At 66.9% G+C, this 20,375-nt stretch carries 17 protein-coding genes; 6 read left to right on the forward strand and 11 right to left on the reverse strand.

Features of this window, described 5'->3' with window-relative positions; translation table 11 throughout:
• Window positions 1-998: DUF4082 domain-containing protein (locus tag AC5JJ1_RS12775; protein ID WP_495785485.1), on the forward strand; the 998-nt coding region annotated here is incomplete at its 5' end.
• 10 nt (window positions 999-1,008) lie between these two features.
• Complete coding sequence (locus AC5JJ1_RS12780; RefSeq protein ID WP_495785486.1) at window positions 1,009-1,317, forward strand: hypothetical protein; 309 nt, start codon at window positions 1,009-1,011, stop codon at window positions 1,315-1,317.
• A 55-nt stretch (window positions 1,318-1,372) separates the two neighbouring features.
• Here the strand turns inward: AC5JJ1_RS12780 and AC5JJ1_RS12785 are convergent, their stop codons facing one another.
• From AC5JJ1_RS12785 to AC5JJ1_RS12800, 4 genes are all read right to left on the reverse strand, one after another.
• Window positions 1,373-2,578 carry a GTP-binding protein gene (locus tag AC5JJ1_RS12785; protein ID WP_495785487.1) on the reverse strand — a complete coding sequence of 402 codons (1,206 nt, stop codon included), beginning with the start codon at window positions 2,576-2,578 and terminating at the stop codon, window positions 1,373-1,375.
• A gap of 307 nt (window positions 2,579-2,885) precedes the next feature.
• Window positions 2,886-3,926 carry an IS630 family transposase gene (locus AC5JJ1_RS12790; RefSeq protein WP_495785488.1) on the reverse strand — a complete coding sequence of 347 codons (1,041 nt, stop codon included), beginning with the start codon at window positions 3,924-3,926 and terminating at the stop codon, window positions 2,886-2,888.
• A gap of 282 nt (window positions 3,927-4,208) precedes the next feature.
• Window positions 4,209-5,180, reverse strand: coding sequence for an NAD-dependent epimerase/dehydratase family protein (locus AC5JJ1_RS12795; RefSeq protein WP_495785489.1), 972 nt, complete (start codon window positions 5,178-5,180; stop codon window positions 4,209-4,211).
• 238 nt (window positions 5,181-5,418) lie between these two features.
• Window positions 5,419-6,198, reverse strand: coding sequence for a YdcF family protein (locus AC5JJ1_RS12800; RefSeq protein ID WP_495785490.1), 780 nt, complete (start codon window positions 6,196-6,198; stop codon window positions 5,419-5,421).
• A 184-nt stretch (window positions 6,199-6,382) separates the two neighbouring features.
• Between AC5JJ1_RS12800 and AC5JJ1_RS12805 the strand changes: the two genes are divergently transcribed.
• The 3 genes from AC5JJ1_RS12805 to AC5JJ1_RS12815 all read left to right on the forward strand — a co-directional run bounded on the left by AC5JJ1_RS12805 (window position 6,383) and on the right by AC5JJ1_RS12815 (window position 10,040).
• A complete protein-coding gene (locus AC5JJ1_RS12805) occupies window positions 6,383-7,390 on the forward strand; it encodes a right-handed parallel beta-helix repeat-containing protein (protein WP_495785491.1) in 1,008 nt (335 codons plus the stop codon).
• A 227-nt stretch (window positions 7,391-7,617) separates the two neighbouring features.
• Window positions 7,618-8,793, forward strand: coding sequence for a nucleotidyltransferase domain-containing protein (locus tag AC5JJ1_RS12810; protein WP_495785492.1), 1,176 nt, complete (start codon window positions 7,618-7,620; stop codon window positions 8,791-8,793).
• Complete coding sequence (locus AC5JJ1_RS12815) at window positions 8,790-10,040, forward strand: hypothetical protein (RefSeq protein ID WP_495785493.1); 1,251 nt, start codon at window positions 8,790-8,792, stop codon at window positions 10,038-10,040. The genes AC5JJ1_RS12810 and AC5JJ1_RS12815 overlap by 4 nt, the downstream gene beginning before the upstream one ends.
• Window positions 10,041-10,650: 610 nt before the next feature.
• Here the strand turns inward: AC5JJ1_RS12815 and AC5JJ1_RS12820 are convergent.
• The 7 genes from AC5JJ1_RS12820 to AC5JJ1_RS12850 all read right to left on the reverse strand — a co-directional run bounded on the left by AC5JJ1_RS12820 (window position 10,651) and on the right by AC5JJ1_RS12850 (window position 18,332).
• Entirely contained in the window at window positions 10,651-11,880 is a 1,230-nt protein-coding gene (locus AC5JJ1_RS12820) for a VanZ family protein (protein WP_495785494.1), read from the reverse strand.
• Between the two features lie 396 nt (window positions 11,881-12,276).
• The gene (locus AC5JJ1_RS12825) at window positions 12,277-12,981 is read right to left on the reverse strand and encodes an LbetaH domain-containing protein (protein ID WP_495785495.1); all 705 of its coding nucleotides are present in this window, start codon (window positions 12,979-12,981) and stop codon (window positions 12,277-12,279) included.
• Between the two features lie 30 nt (window positions 12,982-13,011).
• Entirely contained in the window at window positions 13,012-14,154 is a 1,143-nt protein-coding gene (locus AC5JJ1_RS12830) for a DegT/DnrJ/EryC1/StrS family aminotransferase (protein WP_495785496.1), read from the reverse strand.
• Between the two features lie 49 nt (window positions 14,155-14,203).
• Window positions 14,204-15,253, reverse strand: a complete 1,050-nt coding sequence (locus tag AC5JJ1_RS12835; protein WP_495785497.1) for an NAD-dependent epimerase/dehydratase family protein — start codon at window positions 15,251-15,253, stop codon at window positions 14,204-14,206.
• The gene (locus tag AC5JJ1_RS12840) at window positions 15,243-16,397 is read right to left on the reverse strand and encodes a DegT/DnrJ/EryC1/StrS family aminotransferase (RefSeq protein WP_495785498.1); all 1,155 of its coding nucleotides are present in this window, start codon (window positions 16,395-16,397) and stop codon (window positions 15,243-15,245) included. The genes AC5JJ1_RS12835 and AC5JJ1_RS12840 overlap by 11 nt, the downstream gene beginning before the upstream one ends.
• Before the next feature lie 78 nt (window positions 16,398-16,475).
• Window positions 16,476-17,561, reverse strand: a complete 1,086-nt coding sequence (locus AC5JJ1_RS12845) for a Gfo/Idh/MocA family protein (protein ID WP_495785499.1) — start codon at window positions 17,559-17,561, stop codon at window positions 16,476-16,478.
• 228 nt (window positions 17,562-17,789) lie between these two features.
• Complete coding sequence (locus AC5JJ1_RS12850; protein ID WP_495785500.1) at window positions 17,790-18,332, reverse strand: acyltransferase; 543 nt, start codon at window positions 18,330-18,332, stop codon at window positions 17,790-17,792.
• Between the two features lie 979 nt (window positions 18,333-19,311).
• On the opposite strand from AC5JJ1_RS12850, the gene AC5JJ1_RS12855 reads away from it, so the two are divergent.
• Window positions 19,312-20,375 (forward strand): hypothetical protein (locus AC5JJ1_RS12855; protein WP_495785501.1); only part of this gene is annotated, 1,064 nt, incomplete at its 3' end.

The raw sequence follows: 20,375 nt of genomic DNA on the forward strand, positions 1-20,375 counted from the left end.
AGCCGGTCACGGTGACCGCCGGCAGCACCCTGGTCGCCTCCTACCACACCAATACCGGCTACTACGCCTCCTCGTCGGGCTACTTCTCGACCGGCTACGACAGCGGGCCGCTCACCGTGGCGCCCAATGGCGGCGTCTTCGCCTATGGCGCCAGCACCTTCCCGACCAGCAGCTACAACAACGCCAACTACTGGGTCGACGTGCTGTTCAACCCGGTGCCCAACCGCGACCCGGTGGTCAATGATGATGGCGGCTTCCGGGCCAGCCAGGGGGCGCCCTTGACCATCGCCGCCGCGACCCTGCTGGGCAATGACAGCGACCCGGACGGCAATCCGCTGACGATCAGCAGCGTCACCGCCGGCAGCGGCGGCACCGTGACCTTCGATGCGGCCACCCAGCTGGTGACCTTCACGCCAACGGCGGGCGCCACCGGGCCGGCGAACTTCAGCTACACCGCAACCGATGGCCGCGGCGGCACCGCGACAGCTCAGGTGGGGGTCGAGGTCGGCCCGACGCCGACCCTGACCCTGTTCGATGCCAGCACCCTCCCCGCCACCATTTCGACGAGCGACCCGAGCGCGATCGAGCTTGGCGTGCGCTTCACGGCGCAGACGGGCGGCACCATCACCGGGCTGCGCTTCTTCAAGGGGCCGCAGAACACCGGCACCCATGTCGGCAACCTGTGGTCAGCCAACGGCACCCTGCTCGCTACCGCCACCTTCACCGCCGAGACGGCCAGCGGCTGGCAGCAGGTCAACTTCGCCCAGCCGGTCACGGTGACCGCCGGCAGCACCCTGGTCGCCTCCTACCACACCAATACTGGACATTACTCGGCCGCGCCGGGATACTTCTCCACATCCCGTGAGAGCGGGCCGCTCCTTGCTCCGGCGGGTAACAATGGCGTCTTCGCCTATGGCGCCAGCGCCTTCCCGACCAGCAGCTACAACGCCACCAACTATGGGGTGGATGTGATTTTCCAAGGCCAGTTGGCCGCCTGAGGATCAAGAGATGTACCCTGAACTGTATACGGACGGCGTCGGCGAGATCATGGTGAGCGGATCGATCGTCAGAGTCGATCTCGTCAGCCTGTCGATGACCGAGCGCGATGCTAACAACACGCCGAAGTCCGTGCCCCGACAGCGGCTCATTTTTTCGGTGGAGGGATTTGCGAACTCGGTCGACGTCATGCAAAAGGCGTTGCAGAGCTTGATCGATTCCGGTGTGGTGAGGAAAGCCGGGACGCCAGGCGGAACCGCTGCGCCCCAGCCCGATCAGCTACCGCATGCGCGGGCTGGCGTCTCGCCCAACTTCCGCTGATGCGCCACGGCCGGGCTCCGCCGCAGCCGAAACGGCATGGTCCGGCTGCGGCATGTCAACCGTGGTGCCAAGCCGGAAACGGATCGGGCCATGCCGCCCAGGCAGCGGGTCCCGCCGCCCATTCTGTATCGGTCAACAGGCAGGCCTCGAGAGCCCCGCGCAACGCGCGCTCGTCCATGCCTGTGCCGATGAACACGATTTCCTGGCGCCTGTCGCCAAACGGCGGCTGCCAGAACGAGGCGGCACGGGCATGCCACAGTGGATCCGCCGGCCATAGCGATCGATCCACGGCATCCAACCAGGGGCCAGCTGCCTGCACCCGGCCCACGGCGCCAGCGAGCTGCCAAGCCCCAGCCTGATCCATGCGCGTGGCCAACCAAAAAAAACCTTTGGCCCGGAGCAGGCCAGGCAAATCCCCTTGAATGAAGCGGTACCAGCGGGTTGGATGCAAGGGACGGCGGGCCCGCCAGACAAAGCTGGTGATGCCGAATTCACTGCTTTCCGGCAAGGCATGCCCGGCCAAAGCCTGCATCCATCCCGCCGAACGACTGGCGCGGTCAGCATCGAACCGGTTGGTATGCAGCACGCGGTCCAGCGGAACCCGGCCTTCGACGCTCGTGATGATATCAGCGCCGGGATTGAGAGCGGCCAGGACGCCGCGCATCCGGTCAAGCTCTGCCGGTGTCACCATATCCGCCTTGTTGACGACGATAATGTCGGCAAACTCGACCTGGTCGATGAGGAGTTCTGCCAACATCCGGCGGTCATCATGACCGGCGGCTTGGCCACGCTTGCGGAGCGTGTCGCTGCTCACATAATCTACGGGAAAGGCGCGAGCGTCGACAACGGTCAGCATGGCATCCAGCCGGGCATGGTCGCCGAGACAAAAGCCCTTCGCCGTGCGGAAACCAAAACTCGCCGCAACCGGCATGGGCTCGGAAATGCCGGTGCTCTCAATCAGCAGAGCATCGAAGCGGCCCTCCTCGGCCAGTGTGGCGACCTCCTTGATCAGGTCCTCGCGCAACGTGCAGCAGATGCAGCCATTGGACATCTCGACCAAGCGTTCCTCGGTGCGCCGCAGTCCACCGCTTTGCGACACGAGGGCCGCGTCAATATTCACCTCCGACATATCGTTAACGATCACGGCAACGCGCAGGCCATCGCGGTTGGCCAGGATATGATTCAACAATGTCGTCTTGCCAGCTCCCAAGAAGCCCGACAGCACGGTCACTGGCAAGCGGCTAGAAGTATTGTGCATCATGTCACGATTTAAGCATCGCCTCGCCTGGTTCTCAACAGGAACCTCCTGAGGCCGAGACTCGAGGCGCGCACGCGTCACCCTCCTCGGCCAGAGGCCAGGCGCGGTCCGCCGACGTGCTGGCTGACCTGCTGGGCCGTGTCGTGTTTGCCCCGCGCCGACCTCTGCATGTCGCCGCGGCAGCTCGCGAGGCCCCTGACCAGGGCGATGGTGTGACCCGCCGCGTCCGACGGTCGCGCGCCGTCTTGCAGGCAACCGCGCCGCCGTCGAAGGCGGTCACCATGGGCGCCTTTTATTGATTTGGTCCTCATTATTTTGACTGTGCGGCGTAGCGGAACTGCGGATGCTGGAAGATGGAGCGGATCCGCTGTGGCCGCCCGGCAAGGCTGCGCATGTGGCTGATTGCGGCGCGCTTCAGCTGCGCCTTGCTGCGCGCCGGCGCCTTTCGCGGGACCGCCTGCTTGAGGTCGGCGTTCACCCCCTCATCCGGGTTGAGGTCGGGACTATAGGGCGGCAGGTACTGCACCTCGATCCTGGAGCTATGCCGAGCAAGCCAGTCCTGAACCAGACGGGCACGGTGCACCCGCAGCCGGTCCAGGATGAGGAAGACCTTGCGGCGGGCTTCCCGGATCAGGCGCTCGAGGAAGCGGATCAGGGTCGAGGCGTTGACCGCGCCGTCGACGATCATCCAGCGCAGTTCGCCCTTGTTGGCTACCGCCGAGATGGGGCTCAAGCTGGCCCGCTTGTGGCAGACCCGAACCAGCGGTGTCCGGCCACGCGGGGCGTAGCCGCGGCCGCGCACGTCGTCCGAGCGCAGGCCGGTCTCGTCGCCCCAGAAGATGATGCCCCGAGCCTGCTTGGCATGCATGACAATGGCCGGGTACTCCCGCCGCAGCCAGCGCCGCACCGCCGCCGGGTCCTGCTCATAGGCCCGCCGGATCGGCTTCTGGGCGGTGAAGCCCCAGCGAAGGTACTTGCCCACGGTTCGCACCGCCAGCTCGACCCCGCACTGGCGGGCGATCAGCAGCCCCACCGCCGCCCGGCTCCAAAGCGCAAACGGCAAGCCCAGCTCATCTGGCGTGTGACGGCGGATCAGCGTCTGCACCTCGGCTTCCTGAGCCGCATCCAGCAGGCGCTGTTCGTCGGGCTTGCGGCTGCGCGGCTTGCTGACCAGGCCCTTGCTGCCCTCCGCCGCGTAGCGCTGGCAGATGTCAATCACCCCGGTCCGGCTCAGCCCGACCTGCTCGGCGATTTTCCGATAGGTCAGGCCGCGCTGGCGGAGCCCGACCACCTGCCGCCGGCGCTCTTCCTGAGCCGCCGCGGGCAGCTTGCGCATGTCCACGTGCCTCATGCCCGTGAACTTGGCTCCCCACTCAATCAGATCAAGACAATGGGGGCCGCGTCAATAAGGGGCAGCCCCGAGCAGCACGGGGGTGCGCTCTGTCGGTAGCGGGCATCCCTCCTGCGCCGCAGTGGGTCTGTGTTGTAGAAGACCGTGTGTCGCCTCAGCCTGGATGCACCGACAGCGTGCGAGATCTGGGCCAGGTGGCGTCCCCAGGACGCTGTGCCTGCAGTGGCGCGGCGGCGCCACCCTTGGATAGGGCGCCCGTGGGCCGGATCGCCAATCGCCGCTTCAGCCCGGCTCGACCGCCGCGGCCAGGGCGGCGAGCCCCATCTCGAGCGGGGTCTGCGCGGCGCAGCCAAGCGCGGCCGTCGCCGCGGCCGGACTGCCGAGCGAGGCGCGGATATCACCCATCCGAGCGGGGCCAAATTGCAGCACCGGCTGTGCCTGCCCGAAGGTCGCCGCGATGAGGGCGGCCAGGTCGATGATCGCGGTGGCGCGGCCGGTGCAGACATTGAAGAGGCGCGCCTGCGGGGCTGCCGCCCGCTCGAGCAGGGCCATGCCGGTCAGCAAATGCTGCACCACATCGGCGACGAAGACGAAGTCGCGGGTTTGGCGCCCGTCGCCATGCACCGCGATGGCCTGGCCGCTGGCAACCCGTGCCGCAAACAGCGAGATGACCCCGGAATAGGGTGACGTCGGGTCCTGCCGCGGCCCGTAGACGTTGAAGAACCGGAAACCGATGCTCGGCACCCCGTGCACCGCGGCCGCGACGCGGGCATGCAGCTCCGAGGCCAGCTTATCAGCGCCATAGGCAGTGCGGGGCTGCAGCGGCACCCCGTCCTCGCGGATCGGTCCCTCGCCCTGGTCGCCATAGACCGCAGCCGACGAGGCATAGGCCACTGGCACGGCGCGGCCCTCCGGCCCGGCGTGACGCGCCGCATCCAGCACGGCGACGGTGCCGGTGGCGTTGACGCGGTGGGTGCCCACCCAGTCCTCGTTGGAGCGCGCGACGGAGGCGATGGCGGCGAGGTGGAAGCAGCCCGCCACCCCGTCCATCGCCTGGCGCACTGCGGCGGGATCGGCGACGTCGCCGATCCGGAGGTCGCAGCGCGGGTCCAGATTGTCACGCTTGCCGGTGGAGAGATCGTCGAGGATGCGGACCGCCTGGCCCCGGGCGAGCAGCGCGTCCGCCAGATGCGAGCCAATGAAGCCGGCACCGCCGGTGATGAGATAGGGCCGAGGCGAGGGCAAAGATGGCATCGAGGTCATGGCGTAAGATTCCCGGACGTTGGTGAAGGAACGGTGTGGGTGAAGCCGGACAGTCTGCTGTGGGTCGGCCGCATGGCCCAGCAGGCCAGACCAGCGTCCCGCTCAGGGCGGCCACCGACAGCGGAGCGGGCCGCAAGAGCGGAACCTGGCTTGGCGGACGCGACTGGATGGCGGGGCTGCAGGCTGGACGAGACCGTGCGATGGCTGCAGGCCTGCTGCTCCCCCTGCATTACCAGCTCTCCCCATCGCGCAGCGCATAGACCAGGCGCCCAGCCCATTCCCGCAGAGCGAACCAGCTGGTGCCAAGATAGTCGGCGCGCGGCACCCATTGCGACCAGCAAGCGCCGTTCGGACGCTTGTCAATCCGTACCGGCGCGGCCCTGGTGGCGACGCCTGCGCGCGCGAAGGCCTCGTGCGACCGCGGCATATGCCAGGCATGGGTCACCAGCCAAGCGGCCCTGATGCCGGCCTCGCGCAGCAGGGCGGCGCTGAACTCGGCATTTTCGCGGGTGTCGCGTGCATGCGATTCGATCCACCGCACCGGAACACCGAAATCCTCGGCGAGGCTCCGCGCCATGAGCGCGGCGAGCGGCGGATCACCGCGCTGGATCGGACCGCCCGTGACCAGCACCGGCAGCCCGGTGCGCCGGTGCTGCGCTGCCCCAGCGCGCAGGCGCTCCAAGGTCAGAGGACCGACCTCCGGCTCTGCCCCGCCAGCACGGCGCGCCACCTCGGCGCTGAGGATGATGATGGCGGCAGGAGGCACGACGGCCGCCGTCTCCGATACCGTGGTTTCCGCGGTAAGGTCATGTTCAAGGGAAGCAATGAGGTGTCCGGACACGAAGGGTGTGGCGAGCAGCAAAACCCCTAGGGCCGCAGCCGCCACCAGTAAGCTGCGTCCGGCCTGGTGTTCCCTGTCGCGCCAAGCCAGGATTCCGCCCGTCAAAGCGGCCAAGACAAAAAGTACCGGTGGCAGCAGCAGCGCGGTCAGGAAGGCTTGGAGAGACATCGAGGCTTGGCTTTGGCAGGAAAGAGGATGGGATGCACGACAGGGTCCATGCTAGACTTTTTTTAGTTACCCAAACGACCGGCTCCGGGATGAGCCATTTTCAGGATCAGTGTGGGTAGCCGAGTGCATCATGTTAGTGAGGCATCGGCTCCGGCACACTGTACTTGGCATTAAGGAGACCGGCATGCCCGAGCGCTCGACAACGCCTTCTTACCATCAGCCGAACCGTGTGCGGCCATTCCTGATGCTTCGATGGGTAGGTTTCTTGGGCCTTTGGGCGATTATGATGACTAGCGGTTGTGCCGCAGCGCGGACGCTCGAGGTCGGGCCTGGTCAGACCTATGCGCGGCCTTCGGAGGCGGCTGCCGCGGCGCGCGATGGTGACCGAGTGGTCATTGCACCCGGTGAGTATTTTGATTGCGCAGTCTGGCAACAGAACGACCTGACCATCGAAGGTATATCCGGTGGTGCGGAAGGCCGCGGCACAGTGATTACCGACAAGCCATGCCAGGGCAAAGCGCTGTTCGTGATCACGGGCAACCGTGTGACGGTGCGTGGCTTAACCCTGCAACGCGCGCGTGTTCCCGATGGGAATGGGGCGGGCATTCGGGCTGAGGGACAAGACCTGCTCGTCGAGCGCGTCCGTTTCCTCGATAACCAGAACGGTATTCTCGCGGCAGACCAGCCGCGGAGCACACTGATCATACGCAGTAGCGAGTTTCTGCGGAACGGCACCTGCGAGCAGGCCTGCGCCCATGGCATCTACGTGAACCGTCTAGCGTTGCTGCGGGTGGAGCGCTCTACCTTCCGGACGACGCGCCAGGGGCACCACATTAAATCTCGCGCCATGAGAACAGAGGTGGTGGACAGTGACATCGCCGACGGACCGGACGGAACGGCGAGCTACCTGATCGATGTTCCGAATGGCGGAGCCGTGCTGATTCGCGGTAACCGGCTGGAGAAGGGGCCGAAAGCCGAAAACCATCGAGCCGCCATAGCGATCGGGGCGGAGGGCGTTGACCGTCCAACGCCGGAGATCCTGGTGGAGGATAACCGGTTTCGGATGGACGGGGCTTACCAACCGGCCTTCGTGCTGAACATCACTGCCACGCCCGCAATCCTGCGAAGCAATGTAATCGAAGGGCAGGCAACGCCATTGCTCGGCGATGGATCAGTCAGCGGGAGGCGTTGAGGCAAGGCGACAATTCAGCTGGCCTGGCCTGATGAACAACCGGCAGGGCCGGCCTGTCCGGCATACACGTGACGATAAATGTTAGTAAAGACCCGCTACTCTTGGGCTTTGTAACCAGAGCCAGACGCGGAGCGGGCCCGATCCTAACCGACCCATCCCCTGAGATCGACCTTCTCCTCGCCACAGCCCGCTCAGGGCTGGACGAGGCGGATCAGGCTCGCCTGGTTGTGGCCATCGGGCGCAATCCCGATTGGCACGGCCTCATTGCCGCGGCGCTGGCGCATGGCACGGCGCCCTTCCTGTGCCACCACCTGCTCGAGACGGTGCCGGAGGCGCTGCCGCCCGACTTGGCAGAGGCGGCGGCTTCCCATCGCGCTGCCGCGCGCCAAGCCTTCGCGGCGGGTAAGGCAGAGCTGCTGGGCCTCATCGCTGCGCTGGCGCAGGCGGGCATTGAGGCGCTGCCCTTCAAGGGGCCGGCTCTCGCTTGGCAGGCCTATGGCCCTCCTGCAGCAGCGCTGCGCAACTTCCGCGACCTCGACCTGCTAATCCGGCCCGGGGATATCGACCGCTGCCTGGCCACCCTGGAACAGCTTGGCTTCCGCTCGCCGGTGGCTGATCTCAGCCCCGCAATCCTGGCAGCGTACCGGGCGCATAACGGTCAGGACATCCTGTTTCCCGAAGCGAACGTGCAGCACCTGCCGGTGGAGCCGCACTGGGCCTTCGCGCCGGGTAATTTCGGTACCAGCCTCGTGCCGGACACGCTGTGGCCGCGGGCAGTGCCGCTCGGCCTGGAGGAGGGTGTCACGCTGCGCACCCTGTCACCCGAGGATGCGCTGCTGGTCGCCGCCCTGCATGGCGGCAAGGAACAATGGGCTCGGCTGATTTGGGTGGCGGATGTGGCGGCGCTGTTGCGCCGCTGCGGGGCGGCGCTCGACTGGGACCAGGTGTTGGAACGGGCATGCCAGGCGGGATTGCGGCGCATGCTGCTGCTGGCCGTGGCACTGGCCGAGGATCTGCTCGGCACGGCCCCACTGCCGCCGGCGCTGCGCCGCCACATGGCCGCTGACCACGTCTGTCAGGGCTTGGTTGCCACGGCGCGGGCACGGCTGCTGACCGGTCCCGGCGATGCGGATGGGGAGGAACCCTCGGTGTTCCGCCCCTCGCGCTTCATCTGGCAGGCGCATGACGACCTGCCCGCTCGGCTGCGCTATCTGGCTGCCACCCTAACCGCCGTGCGGCCGCACCACTTCCGCCTGCTGAAGCTACCGCCGGCGCTGCACTTTGCCTATCCGGTCGTGCGGCTTGCGCATGACTATCTGGCGCTGCCGCTCTGGCGCGCGGGCAAGGCCGTGTTGCGGCACGATCGTTCAGGCGACGCCACCGCGGAGCGGCGTGCAAGATGACCGGCGTGAGACCTGCCTTGGGCACGCATGCCTTCCCACTCGACGGCTGTGCGTTGCTGCTTTCCGAGCCGCGGCAGGAGCTACATATCCTGAACGAGGCCGGCGCCCATCTGTGGCGCCTGCTCGAGGAGGGACGGAGCCGGGTCGCCATCCGGCAGGCCCTAGCACAGACGCTCGGCTTATCTGATCATGCGGCGGGGGTGCTGTTGCAAGACACCTTGGGCATTTGGACCGCACAAGGTTTGGTGACGCCGGGATCGGCCGTCGGGCGTCGGGCGGGAACACCGCCGCCGCCGACCGACGCGGCAGCCATTCCCGCAACCGCCGCACGCCGCCGACGGGTGGGGACCCCCAGGATTGCGGTGACGCATTGCTACAGGCTGCTCGACACCCGCTTCCGGATCAACTTCGCCACCCAAGACCTGGCTGAGGCGGTCCATCCCGTGTTGGCGCATTTGGCGGTGCAGACAGCCGACGAGGCAGAGGAGATGCGCCTCGACATCGTGCCGCGGCAGGGGCGCATCCTACTCCTCTGTGGCGGCGAGATCTGGAATACCTGTGCCGACATCGCGGGTCTAGCGCCCCTAGTCAAGGGGGAGGTCTGGGCCAAGGCGGTTAACCGGCAGGGCGGGGCCCTGCTAGGCCTGCATGCTGGCGTCGTTACCAGCCCGAACGGGGCAGTACTGCTGCCGGGCGCGTCCGGCAGCGGCAAGTCGACGCTGACCGCGCTGCTCGTGCAGGCCGGCTTCACCTATTATTCGGACGAGCTCGCCCTGCTGCGCGACGACGACCTACAGGTGCTGCCCGTGCCGCTGGCCTTCTGTGTCAAGCAGAGTGGGGTGGCGGCACTGGTACCGCACTATCCCGCCCTGGCGGCGCAGCCGCGCTTCCATCTCCGGGCGGACGGGAAGCGGGTGACCTATGTGGCACCGCCGCCCGCGCGCCTGCCGCGGCTTGGTGAGGCGAGCCCGGTTCAGGTGGCGATTTTTCCCCGCCACGTCGGGGAGACGGCAGAAGCCCAGCTCGAGCGGCTGACGCCGCTGACGTCGTTGCAGCGTCTTTTGAGCGAGTGTTTGGTGGTGGGGATGCGGTTGGACGCTGCCCGCGTCGGTGCCTTGGTCCGCTGGATCGGCGCCGTGCCCTGCTTTGCTCTGCGCTATGCGACCTCGGCGCAAGCCCTCGATGGGGTGCAGCAAATCCTGGCGCAAGTTCCGCCGGCGCAGCATAGTTCCGAGACGCGCGGGTAGCCTGCCCAGGTCATTTTCAGCGGGCTAGAAGGCACCCGCCTTGGGCGCATCGCCGTGGGGCAGGCGGTCGAGCCGTCATCCGACAACCAGAGATCCAGCCGGCCGCAGGCTGGGCTGTGAGTAGGCACTCCCGAAGCCTGTCCGGCTTCGGGAGCAGCCCGCCGAGATTGCCTCGACTTACTTCTTGCCGCCGGGGGGGCCGCCGGGGGGGCCGCCGGGGGGACCACCGGGGGGGCCGCCGGGGGGACCACCGGGGCCGGAAGACGGGCCGTAAGAGGCCGCCATGCTCCGCTTGGTGGAAGCGGCCAGCAGCAACGTCGCGGCGGGCGCCGCCACGGCATACTGGCCGCCCTTGACCAGAAGGGCTCGTCGCTCCGGATCGGCAGACCGGTCCGCGTCCTGATTGCTCATCGAAGGCGTTACCTTTCACGCTAAGAAGGTGGCTGACTGTATCCGGCCATCTCAGGCTAGGAAAAGAGGTTTTATTAATGAGATGGTAAATTTATGGCGTCTTAGCTTTTAAGAAATGGCATGTGAATGGCATCGGACCCCCTGTTGGGCGGGAGGCTGCTCACGAGGTCGCTCGCTTTGCCATGGCGCGGCGGGCGCGCTAGCGCGCTTGCGTCCTGGGCGGCGCCCCATGGCTCCCGCCCACGACCACAAAGACCAAGGCCATGATCAGCGCCAGCACGGCATCTGTCACCTCGGGAGAGCGGCCCGGGATGTGGGTTTGCAGCAGGCTGGTCGCCAGCAACGCCGTTGCCAAGACCGCCGCCGGGACGGGCAGGCGAAGCCCCGCCCGCACCGCCAACCAGAGCAGCGCGCCGTACAGGTAGAGTTTTTGCAGCATCGCCTGCAGGCCGATCTCCCAGCGGCCCCGCAGGGCGGCGCGGAACGGCACCCAATTGAACGGCTGCAGCGGATCCTCATGGAAGGTGAACGGCGCCAGACGCTCGGTCAGGATGACCGTTGCCAGCGCCAGGGCGAGGAAAGCGGCCACTTGGCGCTCATCGCGCATCTGCCGCAGGATCATCCAGGCCAGCAGCCCGAGCCCGAGGCCGAGCACCTCCGCCAGGGACAGGCGGCTGTCGAGGATCGGCACCTGAGCGACCACGGCGCCGAGCAGCAGGCCGGGCACCAGCAGCGGCCAAGCGCGCAGGCCGTGCCCGAGCAGGGCGGCCTCCAGCAGGCGCGCGGCGACCAGCCAAAGCACGGCAAGGCGCAGCGTGTGGAGCGGCTCCAGCACTGGCGTCAGCAGAAGCGGTTTCACGCTGTGCCAGTAATGGTGCAGATCGATGACCGGGACATAGGGATAGAGCCGGTAGCCGAGCCAAGCCAGGACGAGCAACGCGGCGAAAGGCTCGGCCGGGTGCCGCCGTGCGGGCGTTGTGACGTCACCCGCGCGGGACCACCCCGCTGCGCCCAGTACCAAGGCCGCCATGGCCCCGGCCAGGGTGCCGATCGTGTTGAGGACGAGATCCGACACGCTGCTGAACCGCGCGCTGATGTGCAGCTGTGTCACCTCAATGGCGAAGGACAATATCGCGCCCACAGCGGTGGTGAGCAGCAGCCGGAGCATGGCCGACCTTCGGCTGCCGTCCGCGCCCTGCAGCGCCAGGGCCACAAACAGGCCCAACGGCATGTAGAGGACGAGGTTGACGAGCAAGTCGCCGCGGCTGCCGGGCCAGCGCAGCCAACTGGCCGCCAGGGCGGCGAATAGTCCTGCCTCCCCTGGCAAGGCATGAAACCGGAAAGGGTAGAGCGAGCCGTAGATGATGAAGGCGGCGATGAGGGCCACCAGCACCGCCGCGCGCCCGCTGGCGGATCGTCCCCGCGGCACGGAATGGCGCAAGGCTGTGTCGGGGTTTGCGTCGGATGGATGCTCCGTGCCGCCGGATGGTTCAGACAGAATGGTGTGCCAACGCCGGCACGGCGTCCTCCCGCAGCCAGGACAGCGGGAATCGCCGCTGGCCAGGAATCGTTGTGTCCGGCTTTGTCGGTGCCGGCAAGACGCCGCCGTTGGACGACCTGCCGGCGGAGTTTGCGGGATTTCGCGGTGCCGGCACCGTCACCAACAGGCCGCGATGCCCGCGCAAGGGATGCGTCGACATCGGTTGATCAGGCGTCCGCCACGCCCAGCCAGGGCTGGCTGCCAAGGGGCTCGAACGCGGCAGCGCGCCGGAATGCCGCCTGGACCTGCAGTCGCCTGACACCGTCCTGGACCGGACGAGGCATCTCAGCCCGGCAGGCGGTCTCGATGGATGCGACGCAGTTCATGTGCTGGATTGCCCACAACGACACTATCCGGCGCGACCTCCCGAAGAACAACCGCGCCCATCCCGACCAGGGCGCCTGCACCGACGACAACCCCTGGCCGCAGAACGGCCGCGCTGCCGAGATAGCTGCCCGCGCCCAGCCGGACCGAGCCGCTTATCGTGGCCCGCGGGGCGACCACGGCATGAGCCTCCAGCACTGAATCATGGCCGATGACGCAGCCGGGACCAATCCACACATGATCGCCGCAGCGAGCCCGGCCGCCGATCGAGACGCCATAGCCGATGCAGCAGCCGCGGCCGAGCACAGCCTGTGGCGAGACGCCTGACGCCGGATGCACCAGTGTGGCGAAGCGTTCCGCTGGAAGCCCGGCGCGCGCGACGATCGCGGCGCGGGCCGCGTGGTTGCGCTCGCTGCCGATCGCGTTGAGGAAGAGCGCATCGGCGAGCGGCCCACCCGGCACGGCGAGCGCGGCGGCTGCGTCCAGCCCGCCGAAGGTGTGCAAGCCGAGCGCGTTGGGTCCCACCGGGGACGCGTCGTCGAGCAGTCCGGCAAGCTCCCAGGCTGGGGTCACGGCGTTGATCGCCGCCACGATATCCATCACGTCCAACGTGTTCCCGCCGGACCCCAGCACCACCAACCGCTGAACCACACGCGCCCCCGTCATGCTGCCGCCCTGCGCTGGACGGGTCTGTCCTCAGGCCTGGAGCGCGCCGCGCAGCACGGCTACCACCTCGTCCTGCATGCCCTCCGTCATTTGCGGGAACAGCGGCAACAGGATGCTGTTGTCCTGCGCCGCCTCGGATTCCGGCAGCGGGAGGCGCAGTGGCAGGTCGGCATAGGCCTCCTCGCGATGGATGCACATGATGCCACGCCGCGTGGCGACACCACGGTCGAGCATGCGCTGCATGACCGCGCGCTGGCCACTGCCCGCCGGCAGCCGGATGGCATAGCTCTGCCAGTTGGTGCGGGCCCAGCCAGGCTCCGCCGGCACGCCGACCATGGGCACCTCGGCGGCCAGCAGCCGCCCGTACCGCTCGGCCAGCGTGCGCCGCCGCTCGACGATGCTCGGCAGGCGCTTCAGCTGCTCGATGCCTATCGCCGCCTGCACGTCGGTCAGGCGGTAGTTGAAGCCGCAGACCGGGTAATTCTCGAAGATCACCTGCGGGCTGCCATGGCGCACGGTGTCGGGGATGTTCATGCCGTGCTGGCGCAGCAGGCGGAAGCGACGGTCGAGCTCGGGGTCGCGGGTGGTCAGCACGCCGCCGTCGCCGACCGTGACCACCTTGCGCGGATGCAGCGAGAAGCAGGCCACGTCGCCATGCGGCATGCCGACCGGCTGCCAGGCGCCGTCCAGCAAGATCTGCGAGCCGAGCGCGCAGGCCGCATCCTCGATCAGCGGGATGCCATGCGCGCGGGCGATCGGCAGGATGCGCGTCATGTCGCAGGGCATGCCGATCTGGTGGACGATCATGATCGCCCGCGTGCGCGGCGTGATGGCGGCCTCGAGCAGGGCCGGATCGATGGTGTAGGTTGCCGGGTCGATGTCGACGAAGACCGGCACCGCGCCGCATTGGCGGATGGCGTTGGCGCAGGCGATGTAGGTGTGGCTGACGGTGGCCACCTCATCGCCCGGCTTGACGCCCACGGCGAGCAGGGCCAGGTGCAGCGCCGTCGTGCAGTTCGACACGGCCGCGGCATGGGGCGCGCCGACGAGGGCGGCGAAATCCGCCTCGAACCGCGCGACGCGCGGTCCCTGGGTCAGCCAGCCGGAGCGGATGACCTCGGCTGCGGCCTCAGCCTCTTCGGGTCCGATAAGGGGCTGGGTGATCGGAATCATCTCTGACATCTCCCTGGCAAGGACTGAGGCACGTGGCGAGCAGCCGCCTTCAGGCGGTCTGCGAGGCCGGCATCAAGAGCTTCTCGTCGCGCCACCAGCCGACGAGTTCGGCCAGGCCCTCGGCGAGCGGGATGCTGGCCTCGAAGCCGATGGCCGCGCGCGCCGTGGCGACATCGGCCAGACGCCGCGGCACCGGATTGATCGCGCGGGCCTCCTGGAAGACGGGGGACAGGCCAGGCCGGTCCATCACCTCCGACAGGAGTTGCGCCAGGCCGAGCAGTGAGGTCTCGCTGCCGGTCCCGACATTGAGTGCGATGTCGGAGGCCGGCGCCGCAGCGGCCAGGATATTGGCGCGCGCGACATCGCGCACGTGGATCATGTCCATGGTCTGCAGCCCATCGCCGAAGATGACCGGCGGCTGGCCGTCAGCCAGGCGGTCCATCCAGCGCACCAGCACCTCGGTATAGCGGCCATGGATGTCCATGCGCGGGCCATACACATTGAAGTAGCGCAACGCGACGTAGGACAGGCCATACATATCGTTAAAGGAGCGCAGCAGTCCCTCGCCGAACGCCTTGGCCGCACCATAAAGCGTGCGGTTGTCGTAGGGGTTTTGGTTCTCCGTGGTCGGAAATTCCTGCGCCATCCCATAGACGGACGCGGAGGAGGCGTAGACCACCTTGCGAACCTTGGCGGCCACGCATTGCTCAAACAGGTCATAGGTCGCGGCGACCATCACCTCGAAGGCCGCCCGCGGTTCCTGCGCGCATTGGGTGATGCGCAGCGCGCCCTGGTGAAACACCGTGTCGGCGCTCTCGACCAAGCTCCGCATCAGAGCGCCGTCGCGGATGTCACCCTCGACGAGGCGCACGCGGTTGCTGCTGCGCATGGCATGGGCGAGGTTCTCCGGCCGGCCACGCACCATATTGTCGACCGCGATGATCTCGTCGCAGCCGGCATCGACCAGCAGGTCGATGATGTGCGAGCCGATGAAACCCGCGCCGCCCGTGACCAGGCAGCGCTGGCCGCGCAGGGCGACGAGCGCCCCGGCCAGGGCGGGATCGGCCTTGGCCTCGGGAGCAATGCTGTTAGGCGACATGGGCAGGCACCTTCGCGGCCTGGGCGGCTGGCATGCGGCGGCCGCAGAGCGTGCGCAGCGCGTCGCACACCTGATGCTGCTGCGCCTCCCTCATTTCAGGGAAAATCGGCAGCGAGAGCAGCTCACCCGCGAGCCGCTCGGCCACCGGGAAAGCGCCGGCCCGATAGCCGAGATCGCTGTAGGCCGGTTGCAGATGCACCGGGCAGGGATAGTGCAGCCCGGAGCCGATCCCAGCCTGGGCGAGCTCCCCGCGCAGCCGGTCACGCGCCTCAGCCGCCACGCGGACCGCATAGACATGGTAGACATGCTCGCGGCCGACGGCCGGCTGTGGCGTGGTCAGAGCGACATCGGCGAGCAGCTGGTCGTAGCGGGCGGCGACTGCCTGGCGACGCTCGGTCCATTCGGCAAGGCGCGCCAGCTTCACCCGCAGCAGCGCTCCCTGCAGCTCGTCCATGCGATAGTTAAACCCGTGCCGCACATGGTTGTAGCGGCCGGCCTGGCCCCAGTCGCCGAGCTGACGGACCGTGGCGGCAAGCTCCGCACGGTTGGTGACCACCGCGCCGCCTTCGCCGCAGGCGCCGAGATTCTTGCCGGGGTAGAAGCTGAAGCAACCGATATCGCCGAGCGCGCCAGCCCGCCGCCCGTCATGGTGGACGGCACCATGTGCCTGCGCTGCATCCTCGATCACCGGAATGCCGTAGCGCCCGGCAATCGCCAGGATCGCGTCCATGTCGGCCAGTCGGCCATGCAAGTGGACCGGAATGATCGCCTTGGTGCGCGGCGTGATGGCGCGCTCCAGCGCGGCAGGGTCCATGTTGAAGGTCGCTGGATCGACATCGACCAAGACGGGCGTTGCGTCGGCATAACGAATGGCCGCGACGGTGGCCACGAAGGTCATGGCGACGGTGGCGACCTCGTCGCCGCGGCCGATGCCGAGAGCGAGGAGCGCCAAATGCAGTGCCGAGGTGCCGGTGTTCACCGCCATGGCCTCGCGTGTGCCGCAATAGGCGGCGAAGTCCTGCTCAAAAGCGGCGACGCGGCGGCCGGCAACATACTCGCCACTGGCCAACACCTCGAGCGCAGCAGCGTTCAGCTCGTCGCGCAGGCTGGCATACTGAGCTTTCAGATCAAGCAGCGGGATCACGGGTCGGTCCTTTGCAGGGGGCAGCAGTCATGGTCTGATGGACGAAGACGATCTAGAGCGGCGGCGGCGCGCGGCGCCTCAGGAGGCGAGCCGCCAGGGCTCGATCTCGACGGGGTGGCCGCGCTGGGCCAGTGAGGCCATGGCACATTCCAGCGTCCTGACCACACGGAGGCCGCTCTCGCCCGAGGTCACGGGGGCTGTACCCGTCTCGATGCAGTGCACGAAATGCTCCAGCTCGGTCAGCAGCGCCTCTTTGACGGAGAGCTGCGGGGCCCACATGTCGCCTGAGCGGTAGGACACCCGCAGATCGGTCTCGCCTGCCTCCGTACCCGCCGAGACGCCGCGATCGTAAATCTTCACCTTCTCGCTGGGCTGCAGATCATCATAGACGATCATGCGGCGGCTGCCGCCGATCAGCGTCTGGCGGACCTTCACCGGCGCGAGCCAATTGACATTCAGGTGAGCGACGGCGCCGCTGCCGTAGAACAGGGTCAAGTGCGCCATGTTCTCGAGATTGCCGCGGATATGTCCCACCCCGCTGGCTGATACCGAGACCGGCTGCTCCGGCATCACGAAGTCCAGAATAGACAGGTCGTGCACCGCAAGGTCCCAGATCACGTTCACGTCGCGCTGGAAAAGGCCCAGATTTACCCGCGTGCTGTCGTAGTAGAAGATCTCGCCGAGCTCACCGCTGCGCATAACCTCGCCGATTTTCTGGACGGCGCTGGTATAGACGAAGGTGTGGTCGACCATGAGCGTTCGGCCGCGCTGCGCAGCCTCCTCAATCAGGATGCGCGCGTGCTCGGCGCTCGCGGTGATAGGCTTCTCGACCAAGGTGTGCTTGCCGGCGCGGAGCGCTGTCAGCGCCATCTCGAAATGGGTGGCGACGGGGGTGGCCACCACCACCGCGTCGATATCCGGATCGGCCACCATCTCCTGCCAGTGGGCGAAGAGCCGAGCGCCTGGATAGCGCTTGCCGGCGCGCGCGAGCGCCGCGGGCGAGGCGTCGGCGATGCCGGCGAGCTCGCAGCCCGCTGCCTCCGCCGCACAGCGGGCCAGATTGGGGCCCCAGTAACCGTAGCCGATGATGCCGATCTTGATCACTGATGCCCCCACCTTGTCTTCCGGTCCTAGAAGCTCAACCATGCCAAAGCTGCGTTCCATGCGCGGGCCGTTGTTGGCGGCGCGCAGTCTCCTCTATTTCCTGCCCGGCAGCGCTGGCTCGATCGGAGCGGTGCGCAATCCTTGGAGCATAGTAGATTGTGGCGCGCCCTTTTTGGACGCGATATCGACCATTTGGCGACCGTTTCGCCTCAGTTTACAACTTTTTGAAGAGATTGCGCTGCTGGTCGCTGGCAACCGGCGACGGCAACCCCTCCGCAGCTGGCACAGTCAGGGACGGCGCACCGTCTCGAGCCCAGCGCTACCCGCCACGGCCAGGCGGTGATGGGATTGCACACCCTCTTTCTCCCGAGCGTCGCCGACGATCCTGGCGGGCACACCGACAACGATGGCATGATCGGGGACGTCGCGCGTCACCACGGCCCCGGCGCCAACGAGGGCACCCTGGCCGATGGTCACGCCAGCCACGATCGTCGCATTGGAGCCGATCGAGGCGCCGCAGCGCACGCGGGTTGGCACAACCGTCCAATCGGCATCGGATTTCAAGCTGCCGTCCGGGTTGGTCGCCCGCGGATAGAGCTCGTTGGTGAAGACAACCCCGTGCCCAATGAAGACCTCATCGTCGATCATCACGCCTTCACAAATGAAAGCATGGGAGGAAATCTTGCACCGCGCACCGATATGACTATTCTTTTGGACTTCGACAAAAGGTCCGATTTTTGTCTCTGCCCCAATGGAGCAGCCATAAAGATTTACAAGATCCGGGTGGTGAATGACCGCACTCGGATCTGCTGAGACGCCTTTCATGGACATGTCGACGACGACGCCTTATGTGAGACGGCCGAGAGAATCTACTAATTTGCGAAAAATCGCAAGCGTCATTTCGCGCAGGACGTTGCGAAAAAAAGTTATTCAGCGCGAATTGAGACAAACGGGGCGTTGGGTGGTGCGAGCGACCTGGGCCTCGGGCGGCCACCGCCAGGCGGCGGCTGGACACCGGCGAGTGGCTCGGTCCGGTGCCGGCGGGCTGTGGCGCAAGCGCCGCCCCTGCCCATGATGACCTGAGAGGCCCCGCTCCTCCCCTCCCAGCGTCCTGGCCAGGAGCCGGCAGGCGGTTGGTCCGACGGGACGATCCGGCGCCGGGAGGCGCCAGCGCGAACGGTGCCTGGAGGTGGGTTGGGACCGGCTTTCCCATCCGTTCGACGCGCTGCTGGCAGGATAGACTGCGCGCTCTTCGTTAGAAACAACGGCCGGGCGGAGCCACGCGCCAAACAGCACGCTGGAAACGGTGCCCGCACCAAGACCCGCGGACCAGGACAGCTTTGGTTGGAAGCTGCATCGGCTCGGTTGCTCCGGATCGAGGTCTTGCCGTCTGAAGTAGCGGAGGTGGCGCTGCCCCACCCGCCCGAGCGGTGTCGTCATGCCGCCACGGCATCCCAAACATCCATGGCTTTGACAAAGCAACCTCTGGTGGATTAATAGCGATCAATACACAATATCGTCATCAGCGCCGCGCGCGGAGCCTTGGCACGAAACCCTATCATCTACACAACGGTGTCGACGTTGTCAAAGAATAGGCCTTGACATATTATTAATATAACGCATTCTCTCGGCATTACTCGAAGTAATACATCGAATACTTCGATTTAGAGTCGTTTAGAACCGAATAGTAGTTAGGAAAAACTATGCGAACTGTTGATACCGTTTTGAGCTTTACACACCCAAAAATACGTGTGTTAAGCGATCACGTGTCGCATTCAGACCGTTGCGCCTAAGACGGGAGCATTGACCAATGACTATTTCGAATTTCGAACGTAAGCACCATAAATCCATTGTCGCGGGCGCGGCGTCGGCCTCAAAAGAAGGTGATATGCTGCCGATGCCAACCGGCACCCCGCCCCAAGACTTGGCGGTGAACGCCGACACTTCCAGCCCGGTCGGAATGGATGGCTTGGCCGCCACCCTCGCGGTGTCGAGTGGCCAGGGAGTAATGGCGCGGCGCGGCAGCGTCGCCAACCAGCATGTCAGCCACCGTGAGGAAGCCGGCCCTCAGGCGCCTGACAACACCCCCAGGAACAATCCGTTGGCCATCCCAGGGAGCCACACATCCCACCATGATGCCGGGAGCATTGACACGCTGAATGGCGGCATCAAAGTCGACACGCAGTATGGTGAAGCAGCAGCGAGCCTCGCCGGGCCAGTCGTGACCGTTCAGAGTGCTGACGCCGCCACGACCGATGTGGCCAGTGTCACCCTGGCGTCAGACCCATCCGTGCTGTCGGTGGTGGCACCGGCTGCCACCCTTGCGGCGGTGGTGGCGCCGACCGTGCTGACGTTTGACGCGTTCGCTCTCGCCGCCGGCGCCGAACAGCGCCTCGCAGGCACCTATGGCGGCTTCACCTGGGGGCAGACCGGCGTCTACCGGCCGGCTGAGTCCCTCGGCTATAAAACCGCCTCCGGGAGCAACCTCGCCTTCTTTGGTGAGGCCACCGGGCGCGAGGTTGCGGGCTACGAGGCAGCTGCGGGCGCTCCCATGGTGATCCGGCTGGCCGATGGCGGCGATTTCAGCCTCCACTCCGCCGCCTTCTCCGCCGCCACCGCGTCCAGCCTGCGGATCACGGCGCAGGCCTATGACGATGGCATTCAGGTTGGCAGCTACATCTTCACGGCCACACGTGGCGTGACGACGCCGGTAAGCTTCGACGGCCAGGCGCGCTTCTCCAGCATCGACGAGCTGCGCTTCGACGCGCCGGACTACTTCGGCTTCGACGACTTCACCTTCACCAAAGAGGCAGCGGGTGCCCCGGCCGCGACGCTGGCGATCGCCGCGGCGAGCGCCAGCAAGGCCGAGGGTGC

It is taken from the genome of Belnapia sp., from assembly GCF_059504005.1.

What these genes read in the sequence shown, in the direction of transcription:
- AC5JJ1_RS12830 (WP_495785496.1), bottom strand. Translation starts at nt 14,154, where the DNA reads ATGATTCCGATCACCCAGCCCCTTATCGGACCCGAAGAGGCTGAGGCC.
- AC5JJ1_RS12780 (WP_495785486.1), top strand. Translation starts at nt 1,009, where the DNA reads ATGTACCCTGAACTGTATACGGACGGCGTCGGCGAGATCATGGTGAGC.
- AC5JJ1_RS12845 (WP_495785499.1), bottom strand. Translation starts at nt 17,561, where the DNA reads ATGGAACGCAGCTTTGGCATGGTTGAGCTTCTAGGACCGGAAGACAAG.
- AC5JJ1_RS12800 (WP_495785490.1), bottom strand. Translation starts at nt 6,198, where the DNA reads ATGTCTCTCCAAGCCTTCCTGACCGCGCTGCTGCTGCCACCGGTACTT.
- AC5JJ1_RS12805 (WP_495785491.1), top strand. Translation starts at nt 6,383, where the DNA reads ATGCCCGAGCGCTCGACAACGCCTTCTTACCATCAGCCGAACCGTGTG.
- AC5JJ1_RS12825 (WP_495785495.1), bottom strand. Translation starts at nt 12,981, where the DNA reads ATGACGGGGGCGCGTGTGGTTCAGCGGTTGGTGGTGCTGGGGTCCGGC.
- AC5JJ1_RS12795 (WP_495785489.1), bottom strand. Translation starts at nt 5,180, where the DNA reads ATGCCATCTTTGCCCTCGCCTCGGCCCTATCTCATCACCGGCGGTGCC.
- AC5JJ1_RS12835 (WP_495785497.1), bottom strand. Translation starts at nt 15,253, where the DNA reads ATGTCGCCTAACAGCATTGCTCCCGAGGCCAAGGCCGATCCCGCCCTG.
- AC5JJ1_RS12850 (WP_495785500.1), bottom strand. Translation starts at nt 18,332, where the DNA reads ATGTCCATGAAAGGCGTCTCAGCAGATCCGAGTGCGGTCATTCACCAC.
- AC5JJ1_RS12785 (WP_495785487.1), bottom strand. Translation starts at nt 2,578, where the DNA reads ATGATGCACAATACTTCTAGCCGCTTGCCAGTGACCGTGCTGTCGGGC.
- AC5JJ1_RS12815 (WP_495785493.1), top strand. Translation starts at nt 8,790, where the DNA reads ATGACCGGCGTGAGACCTGCCTTGGGCACGCATGCCTTCCCACTCGAC.
- AC5JJ1_RS12790 (WP_495785488.1), bottom strand. Translation starts at nt 3,926, where the DNA reads ATGAGGCACGTGGACATGCGCAAGCTGCCCGCGGCGGCTCAGGAAGAG.